This is a genomic window from Litoreibacter meonggei, from assembly GCF_003663885.1.
GTDB lineage: Bacteria > Pseudomonadota > Alphaproteobacteria > Rhodobacterales > Rhodobacteraceae > Litoreibacter > Litoreibacter meonggei.
Genome location: NZ_RCCE01000002.1, coordinates 617,615 through 632,659, shown reverse-complemented (window position 1 = coordinate 632,659; position 15,045 = coordinate 617,615). Strand labels below are relative to the sequence as shown.

General features: G+C 57.9%; 18 protein-coding genes. 4 read left to right on the top strand and 14 right to left on the bottom strand.

Translation table 11 applies throughout. From position 1 onward, the window contains the following. Positions 1 to 17 precede the first annotated feature (17 nt). The 4 genes from BCF46_RS07905 (at position 18) to BCF46_RS07890 (ending at position 3,199) form a co-directional block, all read left to right on the top strand. Positions 18 to 230: a hypothetical protein gene (locus BCF46_RS07905; RefSeq protein WP_147435975.1), complete on the top strand. Its 213-nt coding sequence runs from the start codon at positions 18 to 20 to the stop codon at positions 228 to 230. Next, the gene (locus BCF46_RS07900; RefSeq protein ID WP_245989895.1) at positions 196 to 888 is read left to right on the top strand and encodes a helix-turn-helix transcriptional regulator; all 693 of its coding nucleotides are present in this window, start codon (positions 196 to 198) and stop codon (positions 886 to 888) included. Before BCF46_RS07905 ends, BCF46_RS07900 begins: the two co-directional genes overlap by 35 nt. A 97-nt stretch (positions 889 to 985) precedes the next feature. After that, complete coding sequence (locus tag BCF46_RS07895; RefSeq protein WP_121023158.1) at positions 986 to 1,618, top strand: acyl-homoserine-lactone synthase; 633 nt, start codon at positions 986 to 988, stop codon at positions 1,616 to 1,618. A gap of 42 nt (positions 1,619 to 1,660) precedes the next feature. Beyond that, positions 1,661 to 3,199 carry an ATP-dependent DNA helicase gene (locus BCF46_RS07890; RefSeq protein WP_211332790.1) on the top strand — a complete coding sequence of 513 codons (1,539 nt, stop codon included), beginning with the start codon at positions 1,661 to 1,663 and terminating at the stop codon, positions 3,197 to 3,199. A 6-nt stretch (positions 3,200 to 3,205) separates the two neighbouring features. Here the strand turns inward: BCF46_RS07890 and BCF46_RS07885 are convergent, their stop codons facing one another. From BCF46_RS07885 to trpS, 14 genes are all read right to left on the bottom strand, one after another. Further along, positions 3,206 to 3,961, bottom strand: a complete 756-nt coding sequence (locus BCF46_RS07885) for a TIGR02186 family protein (protein ID WP_211332789.1) — start codon at positions 3,959 to 3,961, stop codon at positions 3,206 to 3,208. Continuing rightward, positions 3,958 to 4,875: a sulfite exporter TauE/SafE family protein gene (locus BCF46_RS07880; protein ID WP_121023157.1), complete on the bottom strand. Its 918-nt coding sequence runs from the start codon at positions 4,873 to 4,875 to the stop codon at positions 3,958 to 3,960. Before BCF46_RS07880 ends, BCF46_RS07885 begins: the two co-directional genes overlap by 4 nt. A 112-nt stretch (positions 4,876 to 4,987) precedes the next feature. Next, the gene (locus BCF46_RS07875) at positions 4,988 to 5,953 is read right to left on the bottom strand and encodes an ABC transporter permease (RefSeq protein WP_121023156.1); all 966 of its coding nucleotides are present in this window, start codon (positions 5,951 to 5,953) and stop codon (positions 4,988 to 4,990) included. Between the two features lie 3 nt (positions 5,954 to 5,956). Further along, positions 5,957 to 7,051: an ABC transporter permease gene (locus tag BCF46_RS07870; RefSeq protein ID WP_121023155.1), complete on the bottom strand. Its 1,095-nt coding sequence runs from the start codon at positions 7,049 to 7,051 to the stop codon at positions 5,957 to 5,959. A 1-nt stretch (position 7,052) separates the two neighbouring features. Beyond that, positions 7,053 to 8,585 (bottom strand): ABC transporter ATP-binding protein, encoded by a 1,533-nt coding sequence (locus BCF46_RS07865; RefSeq protein ID WP_211332788.1) that lies wholly within the window; start codon positions 8,583 to 8,585, stop codon positions 7,053 to 7,055. Next, the gene (locus BCF46_RS07860) at positions 8,582 to 8,935 is read right to left on the bottom strand and encodes a nuclear transport factor 2 family protein (RefSeq protein ID WP_121023154.1); all 354 of its coding nucleotides are present in this window, start codon (positions 8,933 to 8,935) and stop codon (positions 8,582 to 8,584) included. Before BCF46_RS07860 ends, BCF46_RS07865 begins: the two co-directional genes overlap by 4 nt. A 17-nt stretch (positions 8,936 to 8,952) precedes the next feature. Continuing rightward, the gene (locus tag BCF46_RS07855) at positions 8,953 to 9,948 is read right to left on the bottom strand and encodes a BMP family lipoprotein (RefSeq protein WP_121023153.1); all 996 of its coding nucleotides are present in this window, start codon (positions 9,946 to 9,948) and stop codon (positions 8,953 to 8,955) included. 179 nt (positions 9,949 to 10,127) lie between these two features. Beyond that, positions 10,128 to 10,541, bottom strand: coding sequence for a GNAT family N-acetyltransferase (locus tag BCF46_RS07850; protein WP_121023152.1), 414 nt, complete (start codon positions 10,539 to 10,541; stop codon positions 10,128 to 10,130). Then, a complete protein-coding gene (gene tsaB, locus BCF46_RS07845) occupies positions 10,538 to 11,200 on the bottom strand; it encodes a tRNA (adenosine(37)-N6)-threonylcarbamoyltransferase complex dimerization subunit type 1 TsaB (protein WP_121023151.1) in 663 nt (220 codons plus the stop codon). Before tsaB ends, BCF46_RS07850 begins: the two co-directional genes overlap by 4 nt. Positions 11,201 to 11,209: 9 nt before the next feature. Beyond that, complete coding sequence (locus BCF46_RS07840) at positions 11,210 to 11,773, bottom strand: NifU family protein (RefSeq protein WP_121023150.1); 564 nt, start codon at positions 11,771 to 11,773, stop codon at positions 11,210 to 11,212. Between the two features lie 92 nt (positions 11,774 to 11,865). After that, a complete protein-coding gene (locus BCF46_RS07835; protein WP_121023149.1) occupies positions 11,866 to 12,321 on the bottom strand; it encodes a universal stress protein in 456 nt (151 codons plus the stop codon). Positions 12,322 to 12,387: 66 nt separating this feature from the next. Beyond that, positions 12,388 to 13,248, bottom strand: a complete 861-nt coding sequence (locus tag BCF46_RS07830) for a branched-chain amino acid aminotransferase (protein ID WP_121023148.1) — start codon at positions 13,246 to 13,248, stop codon at positions 12,388 to 12,390. A 42-nt stretch (positions 13,249 to 13,290) separates the two neighbouring features. Next, positions 13,291 to 13,779, bottom strand: a complete 489-nt coding sequence (locus tag BCF46_RS07825; RefSeq protein ID WP_121023147.1) for a VOC family protein — start codon at positions 13,777 to 13,779, stop codon at positions 13,291 to 13,293. 215 nt (positions 13,780 to 13,994) lie between these two features. Then, positions 13,995 to 15,014 carry a tryptophan--tRNA ligase gene (gene trpS / locus BCF46_RS07820; RefSeq protein WP_121023146.1) on the bottom strand — a complete coding sequence of 340 codons (1,020 nt, stop codon included), beginning with the start codon at positions 15,012 to 15,014 and terminating at the stop codon, positions 13,995 to 13,997. Between the last annotated feature and the right edge of the window lie 31 nt (positions 15,015 to 15,045).

The window sequence follows — 15,045 nt, the reverse complement described above, 5'->3', positions numbered from 1 at the left end:
TCGAGAGGATAGTGATGATGAAGAACGACTGGATTATCGACGTATTGATGGACCTCAAGAAGTTCTCCGCCAGAAACAAACTTAACCATCTGGCAGAACACCTAGACGACACGATTTTGGTTGCCACAACCGAACTCGCGTTACCGGTCGAGACAAAACGCCGTTTGATAGGTGAGTATGAACAGACTGGTCAATATGCAGGACGCGCTTTCACAGGCGACAACGCTTGAAGAGGTTCAAACCTTTGTCCAAGATCTGAGAGCTGTCTACGATCTCGAACATCTTGTCTATCATTCCGTCAACAGCACCGGTGCCCAGTATGCGGCGCTGACTTATGATCCGGGGTGGGTGGAGCGCTATATTGAACAAGACTATGCCCGCATCGATCCTGTTGTTCAGGGCTGCTACCGCCAGTTTCAGCCGATTGATTGGAAAGCCCTAGATTGGTCCGCCAAACCCTCGCGAGCGTTTCTGGGTGAAGCGGGCGATGCCGGCTTGGGAAATCAGGGCTTTAGCGTTCCCATTCGCGGACCCAGTGGCCAATTCGCTTTGGTTTCCGTCAACCAGAAATGCAATGACGACTCTTGGTCAAGCTTTACATCGGAGCGGGTCGCTGACCTGCTGTTAATTTCTCACTACCTAAACGAAAAAGCTTTGCAAATCGAGGGCAATCCTAATCGGGGGCCAATACGGTCACTTTCCCCCCGGGAGAAGGACACGCTGACATTGCTGGCGGCAGGCTCCAACCGCGCCAACATTGCGGAGACCCTGAAGATTTCCGAAAGTACCCTTAGAGTTTATATCGAAAGCGCGCGATTTAAACTTGGCGCTACGAACACAACCCACGCGGTTGCTATGGCATTGACACACGGGCTTATCGTCGTCTGACAGCGTTGCAGTGGCTCGCTGATATGCGAGCGCACCACTGACGTGATCTTAATCCGATTGTGCGAACTCCACCATCCCGAAGCGGATGGAGTTCCACATGATCAGATACGTTTACGCAGACCAACTAAGCGTCCACCCGAAACTACAAGCAAGTATGTTGAAAGACCGGGCGCTCCAATTTCACAAAAGGCTGAAATGGGAGGTGTCGGTCGATGCAAACGGGTTTGAAAGGGACCAATATGACTCGCTGAATCCTCTATATGTCATTTGGGAGACTCCCGAAGGTCTGCACGGCGGCTCAATGCGGTTTTTGCCGTCAACCGGTGCGACGATGGTGAACGACTTCTTTTCCCATTTGACAGGCAAGGTAATTGCTGACCAGCGGGTTTGGGAAACTACCCGATTTTGCGTGTCACCCTCAGCACAAGACGGGGGGCGTATCGCCGCTCTGTTGATGTTGGCAGGGGCGCAGCTTGGTGTTGGCTTTGGGCTAAGCCACGCAATCGGGGTGTTTGATGCGCGGATGATCCGAATTTACCGCAAGCTTGGATGGTTGCCGGAAGTTCTAGGCACGGACGGGCATGGTCGTGAGGCCATCAGTGCTGGGCTTTGGGAGTTTCGTCCTGATTTGCTGAGTGGGCTTGCCTCAAAAGCAGGGGTTAGCACGGACGTTTCAGAGCATTGGTTCGCGCGCGCTTTCGGACAAGACAAGGTAGCTTTTGCGGCTTGATCTCTCTGGCAAACCCGAGGGGCGCGGGGTAGGGTTCGCCGCATGTCGAGAGCCCCCATCACCGTCACGTTTTCCGAAGATCAGGCCGAAGCCTATGACGCCATTGCGGAAGTGATGGCGAACGCGGGCGTGGACATGTTGGAAGGCCATACGACACCGCTAAACGAGGCGAAAAGCCAAGTTATGGCGATCGTTGGTAAGGCGGGTTCCGGCAAAACACTATTGCTCGCCAAGATGGTGGAAGCGGTACAGGAAGCGGGCGTCGATCTGATCTCGGGCGACTATGACGGAAAACCGCGCAAAGACCGCCGAACCATCGCGGTGCTGGCTCCGACCAACAAGGCGGCGAGTGTCTTGCGCAATAGGGGCGTACCCGCGACAACTATTCACCGTATTCTCTACACCCCAATGTATGACCCCGAATACGAGCGGATCGCTGAATGGCTGGCCGGACAAGGCGACAAGCCGGAGGTCGAGGGCCTGACCGAGACCAACCTTGAGCGCGCGCGTCTGTTCTATGAGGCGAACAAATCCATCCCGGGTGCGTTGGCTGCCGCTGGGTTGAAAGGCTCTGACTTCATACAAGGCTGGAAACGTCGCGAAGACCCGCTTGATATCGGGTTTATTGATGAATCCTCCATGCTGGATGAGAAGCAATATGAAGACTTGCGCGAGATTTTCCCGACGCTGATCCTGTTTGGTGACCCCGCGCAACTGGCCCCAGTTGGACAATCCGGCGCGATGGTTTTTGATAAGTTGAAGGACGGGCGCAAGCTGGAACTTTCCCGTGTGCACCGGCAAACCCAAGACAACCCGATTTTGGATTTGGCACATGCATTGGCCGATCCGACCGTTAACTTCGGCGATTTTGAGCAATTGGTGCGCGACGCAGCGGCGAAAGATGATCGCGTCGTTTATGCCGAGCGTGTGGAAGCGGATCTGATGGCCAGATCGCCAGTTTTGGTCTGGCGCAATGCGACGCGTATCCGGCTGATCCAAGCGTTCCGTGGGGCCTATGGCGCGACTGTGGATACACTGCTTCCGGGTGAACCGCTGATTTGCGATGGCATTGAATTGCCCATGAAACACCGAAAAAAACGCATTGATCTGGAAGCACGCGGCCTGATCAAAGGGGCGCAGGTAGTGTACATGGGGCCGGGGAACAAGCCGGGGTTCTCGCGGCTGCATGTAATCGGGGCGGAGGATCCACAGGTTTCTGCCGCGTCGATCATCAAGATCGAAGCCCCCGGTGAGGAAGAACCGTTTATCCCGTTCGCGGCACGCATGGGCGCAGCTTTCCTGCACGGGGCGGCGGTGACAATCCACAAGGCGCAAGGATCACAATGGGACACAGTACAGGTGTTTGCGCCTGACCTTTACGCAGCCGCACGAGCAGGGCGTGAGGAGGCGGGGCAACCCTTGTGGAAACGCCTAGCTTACGTCGCCATTACGCGGGCTGAAAACCGTCTGATGTGGATTACGCGTAGCATGCTGGCGCGCCCGACGGGTGTGCTGCGAACGGATGATTTGCCGAACGGGCCAGCGCGTTTGGAACTGAAATCGCCTGACGCGGAAGACTAGGTCAGACTAAAAACGAATGTAGCGGAAAACCGCAGAGGCCATCCAGCCAGCGGCAATCGCGATAAACAGCGACAAGAGCCCGTAAACCAGTGGTTGCTGGTGCGCGAGGTCGTAGATCCAGCGCTCTAACCCGACTTTGTTCACGTTGATGACAGTCTCGTAGTCGTCAACGACGATGCCGCCTCGCACAAGAAAGATGCGGGTGTCGTAAGGACCTTCGACGAGGTTCGCAGGCAGGTCGATTGTCGTAGAGAACAATGTCTGATCGTAGAGTTTCACAGAGTGATCGAGCTGTTGATATAGGTTGTTCGCTGTCCGAATTCGGATGAGCGCCTCGGTGAATTCTGCCGCGTTGGCAACAGTAGACGGCGCACCGACTGATCGGATTGCACGTGGGATGGAGATGCTGTGGCGTAGATCCTCGGTTCGGGTCAGCACCTGCCTAAGCGCACCGCTAGATGCGACGGCGTAAAAACTTGGCGCTTCGTCAACTTCCACCGCACTTGCGTTCACCCAAATCCCAAAACGCCAGGCTTTCTTGCGGACATTGACTGCCTGCTCTGGGCCGGACACGGTGATGATCACCTCCATTGGCTCGGAAGCAGCAGGAGACTCGCGCTTGACAGCGCCGTAGATCAGGATGTCGGAGCCGTCGAAATTTGCCGTGATCTGGACCTCGTCGCGCGACAGGCCAGCAACCACTTCTTCGGCAGCCAAGGGCATGGTGACAAGGCAAAAGAGGAATGCAAGGGCCCGGATCACGAGTGACCTCCGCTACCCAAAGAGAACAGCTCGGACGGTTCGATCAGCAAGTCCAAGGCCAGTTTGGCGCACACGGCGATAACCATGATTGAGAGCAGAATACGCAGTTGCTCGGCTTTCAGCTTGACGCCAATCCGCGTGCCGATCTGCGCGCCAATCACGCCACCCACCAGCAACAAAACAGCCAGCGCCATGTCAACGGTGTAGTTGGTGGTTGCATGCAGAAGGGTGGTAAATGCGGTAACAAAAATGATCTGGAACAGCGACGTCCCGATCACAACTTTCGTCGGCATTCCCAAAACGTAGATCATGGCAGGAACCATGATAAAGCCACCGCCCACGCCCATGATTGCCGCAAGGACACCAACAAACAGACCAACGACAATCGGTGGAATGACAGAGATATACAGGCCCGATGTGCGGAATTTCATCTTGAAGGGCAGTGCATGGACAAGCCCGTGTTTTTTGCGTTCTGGAACCGCCGACGGACGCTTGGAACGGCGAATAGCCCTTAGGCTTTCGAAAAACATCAAGCCGCCGATGATACCAAGGAAAACAACGTAGCAAAGTTTGACCAGCAGATCGACTTGGCCCATTTCACGCAAGATCGCGAAGACCTGAACGCCGATCGCCGCCCCGATAAGGCCGCCTATCAGCAGGACAAGGCCCATCTTTAGGTCGACGGTTCGCCGTTTGAAGTGCGCCAGCACGCCGGAAAACGACGACGCAACGATTTGGTTGGCCTCGGTTGCCACGGCAACGGCTGGTGGGATGCCGATGAAGAACAAGAGTGGCGTCATTAGGAAACCACCCCCGACGCCGAACATGCCCGATAGTATACCCACGATCCCACCCAATCCCAGAAGAAGGAAGGCGTTGACCGAAACCTCGGCGATGGGAAGATAGATTTGCATGGACGTTCCTTAGACCCCGTCAACTGGACTGAGCAATCCAAAATGATAAGTCCAGTTAAGAAAACTGGCTAAGACACGCCCGTATACGCCTTATTGGGACTCGCCCCGTTCGTCATCGCTCTTTGACGTAAGGCTCCCCACCTGCGCGCGGGGGTGTCGCTTTGCCGACAAATCCCGCCAAGATCACTACGGTCAGAATATAGGGCAATGCTTGCATGAATTGCGAGGGCAAGGTGACAAAGCCCAGATCAAGGCTTGGGTAGCGGTTGGAAATCGCCTCCAGTAGCCCGAATAGGAACGTCGCATAAAGCGCATACCATGGCCGCCACTTCGCAAAGATCAGTGCTGCCAGCGCGATATAACCCCGCCCGGCAGTCATCTCTTTGACAAAACTGGCCCCCAAACCCGTTGCTAGATAAGCCCCTGCTAACCCGCACAACACGCCACAGATTGCGACCGCAGCGTAACGTAGGCCAACGACGGAGATACCGGCGGTATCAACGGCTGCGGGGTTTTCCCCAACAGCGCGCAGGCGAAGCCCGAAGCGGGTGCGGAACAGCACATACCAGGTTAGCGGAACACAAAGCAGCGCCACGTATACAAGGATCGTGTGGCCGGACAGGACCTCGGAATACAAAGGGCCGAATACTGGTACCCCGGACAAGGCTTCGGCAAAGGGAAGATCGAGACCCTGAAAGCGGGCGTCCCCCTGCAAGGCCGGCGTCTGCCCGCCCAGTTTGAACCAGCTTAGTCCGATAAGAACCGTGAGGCCGGACGCGAGGAAGTTAATCGCAACGCCGGAAATAAGCTGATTGCCACGAAAGGTGATCGACGCCAGCCCGTGGATGCCCGACAGCACCAGTGATCCCGCGATACCTGCCAACAGCCCCAACCAGACGGAGCCGGTTGAATAGGCCGTGGCCGCCGAGAAGAAGGCCGCCATCAGCATTTTGCCCTCTAGGCCGATGTCGAAGATGCCCGCGCGTTCCGAGAACAGGCCCGCTAGGCAGGCGAACAGCAGCGGTGTGGCAAGCCGCAGGGCGCTGTCGAGGATTTGCAGGATTGTCAGATAATCCATCGCTTATGCCTCCGCCCGCTTGGGTCGTATCAAGACCTTGGCCACCATCAGGCGCACCATATTGTCCAACGCGCCGGTGAACAGGATGACCAGCGCCTGGATGACGATCACCAGCTCACGTGGGATCGAGGTCCAGAGGCCAAGCTCTGCTCCGCCTTGGTAGAGCGCACCGAAAAGCAACGCCGAGAACAGGATGCCGATGGGGTGGGACCGCCCCATCAACGCCACGGCAATACCGATAAAGCCCGCGCCCTCGACAGAGCCAAGGATCAGGCGTTCAGCCTCGCCCATGACGTTGTTGATCGCCATTAGGCCCGCCAACGCGCCCGAGATCATCATGGTGATAATCGTAATTTTGACGGGGTTTATTCCCGCATAAACTGCCGCGGGTTGCGATTTACCGAAGGCGCGTAGCTGGTAGCCAAGGCGCGTGCGCCAGATTAGGAAATAGACGAAGACACAAGCCGCAAGGGCGACAAGCAGCGTGACATTGGCCGGCGTGCCTTTCGCGAATGGTATCCCGACGCTGTTCAGGATTTCACCCAGTGAGGGCAAATGCGATGGCTCGGGGAACTTCGCGGTTGCGGGGTCCATCGCCCCTTTCGGGCGCAACTGGTTGACCAGCACATAGTTCAGCAAGGATGCCGCGATGAAGTTGAACATGATCGTGGTGATCACGATGTGGCTGCCGCGCTTGGCTTGCAGATAGGCTGGGATCAAGGCCCAAAGCGCGCCGAACAGGCCCGCAGCAGCAGTTGCAGCCAGCAAGGCAATGGTCCAGTGCGGCCAGGGAATGAACAAGCATACAAGTGCAACGCCAAGCCCGCCAATCGCCGCTTGACCCTCACCGCCGATGTTGAACAAGGACGCGTGAAACGCCACGGCCACGGCCAGTCCGGTGAAGATAAAGTTTGTGGCATAATACAGCGTGTAGCCCCAGCCATAGGTGGACCCAAGCGCGCCGGACACCATCAGCTTCAGCGCTTCCATGGGATCATGGCCAGTCGCAAAAACCATTAACATGGATAAGATGAAGGCAAGGATCAGCCCGACCAATGGCACGACAACGAGGTCAGCCCACTTTGGCAATTGCTCCATCTCAGGTGTCCTCCCCGGTCATGCCAGCCATCATCAAGCCCAGCTCTTTTTCGTCAGTTTCAGCGGGTAGCCGTTCACCCATAAGGTGACCGTCGAAGATCACAGCGATACGGTCCGACAGCGACAGGATTTCCTCCAGCTCGACCGACACCAGCAGGATCGCTTTGCCCTTGTCGCGCAACGCGACGATTTGCTGGTGAATGAACTCGATAGCCCCGATGTCAACCCCACGGGTTGGTTGCCCGACCAGCAGCAAATCAGGGTCACGCTCGATTTCGCGGGCCAAAACGATCTTTTGTTGGTTGCCGCCAGAGAAGCTTTTGGCCTCCAAGTCACAATTGGCAGGGCGTACGTCAAAGCGTTCGATCTTGCCCTCGGCATCCTCGCGGATCGCCACGTTGTTCATCAATAAACCGGATTGGTAGGCGTCGTCGTCATCATACCCGAAGGCGGTGTTTTCCCACGCCTTGAAGTCCATGATCAGCCCTTCGCGCTGGCGGTCCTCAGGCACATGTGCAATGCCACGTTTCCGGCGGGACCGCGCGTCGGAGTGTTTGCCGGTCAAGTCCAGCTCTTCCCCGTTAACCCGAATGCTGCCGGTGCCGTTTTCCATCCCGCCAAGGACTTCCAGCAATTCGGATTGACCGTTGCCAGCCACACCTGCGATGCCCAGAATTTCCCCGGCACGTACTTCCAGCGAGATGCCTTTGACGCGCTCCACCCCTGCCGCATCCACGACGCGCAAGTTCTCGACTTCCAGCACCAACGCCCCCGGCTTGGCCGGTTCTTTATCGACACGTAGCAAGACCTTACGGCCCACCATCAGCTCTGCCAGATGCTCGGGCGAGGTCTCGGATGTCTTGACCGTCGCGGTCATCTCGCCACGCCGCATGACGGAGACGGTGTCTGTCGCTTCCATGATCTCGCGCAGCTTGTGCGTAATCAGGATGATAGTTTTGCCCTCATCTTTGAGGCGGTGAAGGATGCGGAACAACTGATCGGCCTCGGCGGGCGTCAGCACGCCAGTCGGCTCATCTAGAATCAGAATGTCGGCGTGCCGGTACAGCGCTTTCAGAATTTCGACCCGCTGTTGCATGCCCACGCCGATGTCTTGGATCAAGGCGTCTGGGTTGACGTTTAACTCGTACTCGGCGGCCAAGGCGGCCAAATCTTTGCGCGCCTTGCGCAGCGATGGGGCCAGAAGGGCGCCGTCTTCCGCACCCAGAATGACATTCTCCAAAACGGTGAAGTTTTCGACCAGTTTGAAGTGCTGGAACACCATGCCGATGCCCGCGGCAATGGCCGCTTGGCTGTCGGGGATCGATACTTTTTCCCCGGAAATGTAGATGTCGCCCTTATCGGCTTTGTAGAAGCCATAGAGGATCGACATGAGCGTGGATTTCCCCGCGCCGTTTTCGCCGATGATGCCGTGGATCGTTCCCGGCATAACGCGGATCGAGATATCTTTGTTGGCCTGGACAGGCCCGAAGGCTTTCGAGATGCCCTTAAGTTCGATTGCTGGGGCAGTGCTCACTCGGGTTCTCCCATGCCGGCAAATCCAACGAGGCGGGCGATCTTTCCGCCTGTGATATCTGCGAAATACTGACCATGCTGCATCGCGATGCCATCCTTGCAAAAGGCGACTGTCGCGCGGGCGTGACCATTGTGTTCCGAGATATGGACTACCTTGGCCGAGCCGTTAGGCATCATGTCGCCGTAAATCTTCACATAGGCCAGATAGGCTTCACGATCCGTGATCGGCTCGGGTGCGTTCGGGTCTGCGTAGTAGAATTTGGTGGCAAGAGCCGCGTCGGTTTTCGCCGCGCGGCTCTCGGCCGATGGGTCGCCCCAAGCCGAGAAGAAAGTATGGATGCAATCAGCCATGGCTTGGGGCTCCTAACTTAGAATGTCAGGGACGGGCAGGACTCGTCGGACATGTAGTCGTGGACCGTGATGTCGCCGGAGATGATCTTGGCTGCCACCGCGTCAACGGTCGCTTTCATCTCGTCGGACACCAGATCGGCATTGTGCTCGTCCATGGCGTAGCCCACGCCGTCATTGGCCAAGCCCATGACATTGAAGCCAGTTTCCAGACCCGGGCCGTCTTTCATTGCGTTGTACACGGCGTTGTCGACACGCTTCATCATGGATGTCAGAACCTTGCCGGGGTGCAGGAAGTTCTGGTTGCTGTCGACGCCGATGGACAAGATGCCCTCGTCAGCCGCAGTTTGCAGAACACCCAGACCAGTACCACCAGCGGCAGCGTATACAACGTCAGCGCCTTGGGAGATTTGGGCACGCGTCAGCTCGCCGCCTTTGACCGGATCGTTCCAAGCAGCACCAGTGGTGCCGGTCATGTTAGAAATCACCTTGGTGTCAGGGTTCGCAGCTTTCGCGCCTTGGGCATACCCGCAGGCGAATTTGCGGATCAACGGAATGTCCATGCCGCCGATGAAGCCAACGGTGTTGGTCTTGGAGGTTTGCGCCGCCATGTAACCGACCAGATACGAGCCCTCATGCTCGTTGAATACGACCGAGCGGACGTTCGGCGCGTCGACGACCATGTCGATGATCACGAAGGATGTGTCAGGATAGTCGCCAGCGACTTCGCCCAGAGCGTTACCGAAGGCAAAGCCTGCCATCACGATCGGGTTGGAGCCTGCTTCCGCAAAGCGGCGCAGGGCCTGCTCGCGTTGGGCGTCGGATTGCAGTTCAACTTCGGCGAATTTGTTGCCGGTTTCTTCTGCCCAACGTGTCGCGCCGTTGAAGGCCGCCTCGTTGAACGATTTGTCGAACTTGCCGCCCAGATCGAAAATGATCGCCGGATCAGCCAAAGCTGCGCCAGCGCTTAGCGCCATAGTCGCGGCCGCCCCGAGGAATTTTTGCATAATTGTCATGGTGGTCTCCCAGATGTTTTTTGGTTCGTCCGGGGCCGTCCCCCCGGTTGCGTAAAGCAGTGATCGGGCGAGTGTCGCCCGCAGATCATCGCATATTAACGCCCATGCCTTGGCTAGGGGTCAACCGATTCTTAACATTATTACCGGCAAATGGCGTGATTTCAGGCGCTTACGCTAGGTTAGCGGTCACCTAACTCGCAACGCATTACCAAAGCGTCCAGCGTCGTGCTATCGGCGCGTCGATAATAGCCTCTTCTGACGCCCGCGCCGTTGAAGCCTGTGGCCTGGTATAGACTTATAGCGGCGGCATTGTCGGCGGCAACTTCGAGAAAAGCAGTCACTGCGCCGTCTTGCCCTGCGCGAGACTTGAACGCCTCGACCAAATAGCGCCCCACGCCTTGCCGCCGCGCGGTCGGGTCAACGGCGAGTGTGAGTAACTCCGCCTCATCCGCAATGACGCGGCCCATCAGGAAGCCGTGCGAGGCGGTCAGCACGAACGTGCTGTTTTGCAAGCCGGCGAATTCTGACGCTGACCACGGCCGCGGGGTGGTGAAGCATTTGGCATGCAGAGTGGCCAGTTCTTCCGGGGTCATAAAATGACCGGCGCGGGATCTTTGGGCGGAGCCGCATCGGCGGGCCTCAAATAAAGCGGGGCGGGGCGGGTGTCGTCCGGCGCGCGCGCGGCACCGATGCGGGCGATGGCGGTGATGAGGTCTTTGGCGCGGGCCTCGACCGCGTCGGCCCCAAGCCGCGCGGCCAGTGAGGTGCTGTTATGACCCACAATATAAGAAGTTCCCTGCGGGGAACCTAAGCGGATTTCATCCTCGGTACGCAGCATCGGGGTGTCGAGCGCTTGCCCGCCTTCGGCGAAAAGCTGTGTATAGACATTGCCTTGACGTGCATCCAGAACGGCAAGCGTCTGACGGTTTTGGGCAGGCGTGAACGCCATCGCCTCCAGCGCGCTGACGCCAATTGCAGGGATGCCTAGGGACAGAGCCAGCCCGCGTGCAGCACTAACCGAAATACGGATGCCAGTGAAGTTGCCGGGGCCAATGCCCACGCCAATGCGATCAAGGTCGGACCATTTTTTGCCCGCCTCTGACAGGACCTCTTCCAGTAGCGGCATGAGGCGCTCGGCTTGGCCTTTTTGCATCTCCTCGACGCGCGACACCAGAACGGTATCGCCCGATAGCAAAGCGGCCGCGCAATGCGCGGCCGATGTGTCGAATGCCAATGTCAGTTGGTCAGCCATGAGCCTGCTTTAGGCCGCGACGGGGCGAACCTCAACCACTTCGGGGATGTAGTGGCGCAGCAGGTTTTCGATACCCATTTTCAGGGTCAACGTGGACGAGGGGCAGCCGGCGCAGGCACCTTGCATGTGCAGGTAGACCACGCCGCGCTCGAACCCGTGGAAGGTGATGTCGCCGCCATCTTGCGCCACGGCAGGGCGCACGCGGGTGTCGAGCAGCTCTTTGATCTGGTCCACAATCGCGCCGTCTTCACCGGTATGTTCCGCGTGGCCGCCGGAGGCGTCGCTGTCGCCCTCAAGGGCAGGTTGGCCGGATTGGAAATGCTCCATCACCGCGCCAAGAATGGCGGGTTTGACGTGGTCCCATTCCGTCGCGTCGGATTTGGTCACAGTTACGAAGTCATTGCCAAGGAAAACGCCGGTAACCCCTTCGACCGCGAAAATGCGGTTGGCGAGAGGTGATTTTCCAGCAGTGTCGGCAGACGGAAAATCAGCAGTTCCCATTTCCAACACGGTCTGACCCGGAAGAAACTTCAAAGTAGCTGGGTTCGGAGTGGATTCTGTCTGGATGAACATGGCTGGGCCTCTTTGATGTAGACTGTAGATATGAGACTCCATTAGCGCGAAGTCAATAGATTGGAATTATTCTAAAGTAGCCAAGGGTAGGCCTAGCTGACCGCTTCCAATTGCTCTTTTGTCATCTCGCCCGGAACAATAGTAACAGGCATCGGCAACGTGCCCGACCTTCGTGTCAGCTCGGTGACAAGCGGGCCCGGACCTTTGTTGCCCGTCCCAGCACCTAACACCAAAACGCCCACATCGGGATCATCGGTTACCTGCGCTAAAATCTCTGGCACTGCCTCGCCCTCACGGATGACCAGTTCGGGGTCGACCCCTTGCTTGTCGCGCATCCATTTGGCGAAGACTTCGAAATGGGCAATGATCCGGTCGCGGGCCTCTTGGCGCATGATCTCGCCGACGCCAACCCAGTGGTTGAATTCGTCCGGTGGAATCACCGCTAAGATTTCGACCCCACCGCCAGTTCGGGCGGCGCGCATAGCTGCGAAACGCATAGCGTTCAGACATTCGCGACTGTCATCGAGCACAACAAGAAACTTACGCATGGCCAAGGCCCTCCACGGTGCAGATCATGCTGCAAGCGCAGGCGTCGCGCAATACATGCTTTAGCGTCATTCGGACAGCGCCCAGTCCCAATACATCTCGCGGACCTTCTTGGTGACAGGGCCGGACTGGTAATGCGTGCCGTCGAATTCCTTGACGGGCGTGACTTTCATCATGTTGCCGGACAGGAAAACTTCATCCGCCTCGCGGAAGTCTTGGAAGCTGAGCACCGTTTCGTGCACCTTGGTGCCGTCCTTGGCCAAGTTCGAGATATGACGCGCGCGGGTAATCCCCGCGAGGAAAGTGCCGTTAGGAACGGGCGTGAATATCTCACCGTCGCGCACCATGAAGACGTTGGCGGTCGCAGTTTCGGCGACATTGCCTAAAGCGTCGGCGACCAGAGCGTTACCGAAGCCTTTGGCGCGAGCCTCCGACAACATGCGGGCGTTGTTCGGGTAAAGGCAGCCGGCCTTTGCGTTAACCACGCTCGACGACAGGGTCGGGCGGCAAAATTGCGTTGTGGTCAGTGTCGTTGCAGCGCCTTGCGGGGCCATCGGGATTTCCTCGAGACAGATGGCGAAGCCGGTCTCATCAGGTTTCGGAACGATGCCCAGCTCGTCGCCCGCGATGGCCCAATACATTGGCCGAATGTAGACGGCGGCGGTCTTGGGATAGGCGGCGAGACCTTCTTGCACGATCTCGACCATCTGCTCGGCGGTATGCGTCGGCGTGATCATTAGCGCCTTGGCGGAGCGGTTGACGCGCTCGCAATGCGCATAGAGGTCGGGCGAAACACCCTCGAAATACCGTGCACCGTCAAAAACAGAGGTCCCCAACCACATCGCATGGTCCGCCGCCCGCATGACAGGAACGTCGCCCGCGTGCCACGTGCCGTTGAAATAGGTGCGGATATTGGTGCCGGTCGCCATAGTGTTCTCCCTCGTGTCGTGGGTAGGCTAGGATGAGTTAGGTCAGGCGTCCAGACCTTTTTGACCTTCACGCACGAGCGCGTCTACATCGAGCGGGTCGTTGGTCATGGCAAGTTTGCCGCCAGCGTCGCGGGGCCAGTCGGTTTCGGCACGATCGCGGTACAGCTCGACCCCGTTACCGTCGGGATCGGACATGTAAACCGCCTCGCTGACGCCATGATCTGCCGCCCCATCGAGTTGATACCCGTTATCCACGGCGCGGATTATGGCTTGGCCAAGTGACGCGCGGTCGGGATACAAAAATGCGCTGTGGAACAGGCCCGGATGGCCGCGCGGTGCGGGGTTCGCACCTTTGGAGCGCCATGTGTTGAGAGCAAGATGGTGGTGATAGCCACCGAAAGACAAAAATGCGGCACGGTCATCGCTTTGCTGGACCTCCAGCCCGACGACGTCGCGGTAGAAGGCGATTGAGCGTTCCAGATCAGAGACCTGAAGATGCACGTGGCCAAGTTTGGGCGCGGATTTAGACATGGAAATATCCTTTCCCTGCCAACATATGCATTAACACGTTCAGCGACAGGCGCATTGGCGCGCGGATTATGTGCGTCAGATAAAGAATGCCCCCGACCACGGGGAGGGATCGGGGGCAAAGGAGAAAGTCCGCGCGCTGCAATCGGGACGAGATGAGGGCGCAGGGCTTCTGATAGCGTTATGGGGCGATTCTGAATCGACTTTGTGACAGTTCGCTATCGCACCATCCCGACGATGTCATAGGTCTTGGCAAGGATGGGCGCCGTGATCTCCCGCGCCCGCTCGGCACCGCGACGCAGGATTTTGTCGATCTCGTCCTGATCCTGCATCAATCGCGACATTTCCGCCGAGATGGGGGACAGCTTGGCCACCGCCAGTTCCGCCAGCATCGGCTTGAATTCGGAGAACTGCTTGCCGCCGACGTCGGCCAGAACCTGCTCTGGCGTCATGTCGGCGAAAGCCGCGTAGATGTTGATCAGGTTGCGGGCTTCGGGGCGGTCTTCGAGGCCTTTAACCTCTGACGGCAAAGCATCGGGATCGGTGCGCGCCTTCCGCAGCTTGGCTGCGATCGTGTCCGCATCGTCGGTCATGTTGATCCGGCTCATGTCGGACGGGTCGGATTTCGACATCTTCTTGGATCCGTCACGCAAGGACATCACGCGGGTGGCGGCCCCTTCGATCACAGGCTCGGTAATCGGGAAGAAGTCCACGCCGTAGTCATGGTTGAACTTGGCGGCAATGTCGCGGGTCAGTTCCAGATGCTGTTTCTGATCGTCGCCCACCGGAACATGCGTCGCGTGATAGATCAGAATGTCAGCCGCCATCAGCGACGGGTAGGCAAACAGGCCTACGGAGGCGTTTTCGCGGTTCTTGCCCGCCTTGTCCTTGAACTGCGTCATCCGGTTCAACCAGCCCATGCGGGCGACGGTGTTGAAAATCCAGGCCAGTTGTGCGTGTTCCGGCACTTGGCTTTGGTTGAACAGGATCGACTTTTCAGGGTCCACGCCGGAAGCGATAAAGCCCGCGCACAGCTCCCGCGTGTTCCGTTTCAGGGTTTCGGGGTCTTGCCAGACGGTGATCGCGTGCAAATCCACCATGCAGTAGATCGTCTCGAAATTCCCCTCGTCTTGCATATCAACAAAGCGTTTCAATGCGCCAAGGTAGTTGCCAAGGGTCAGGCCGCCGGACGGCTGGATGCCCGAGAACACTCGCGGTTGGAAGGCGGTGTCTGCCATGGTCTGTATCTCCGTCTGGATTTCTGGGTCC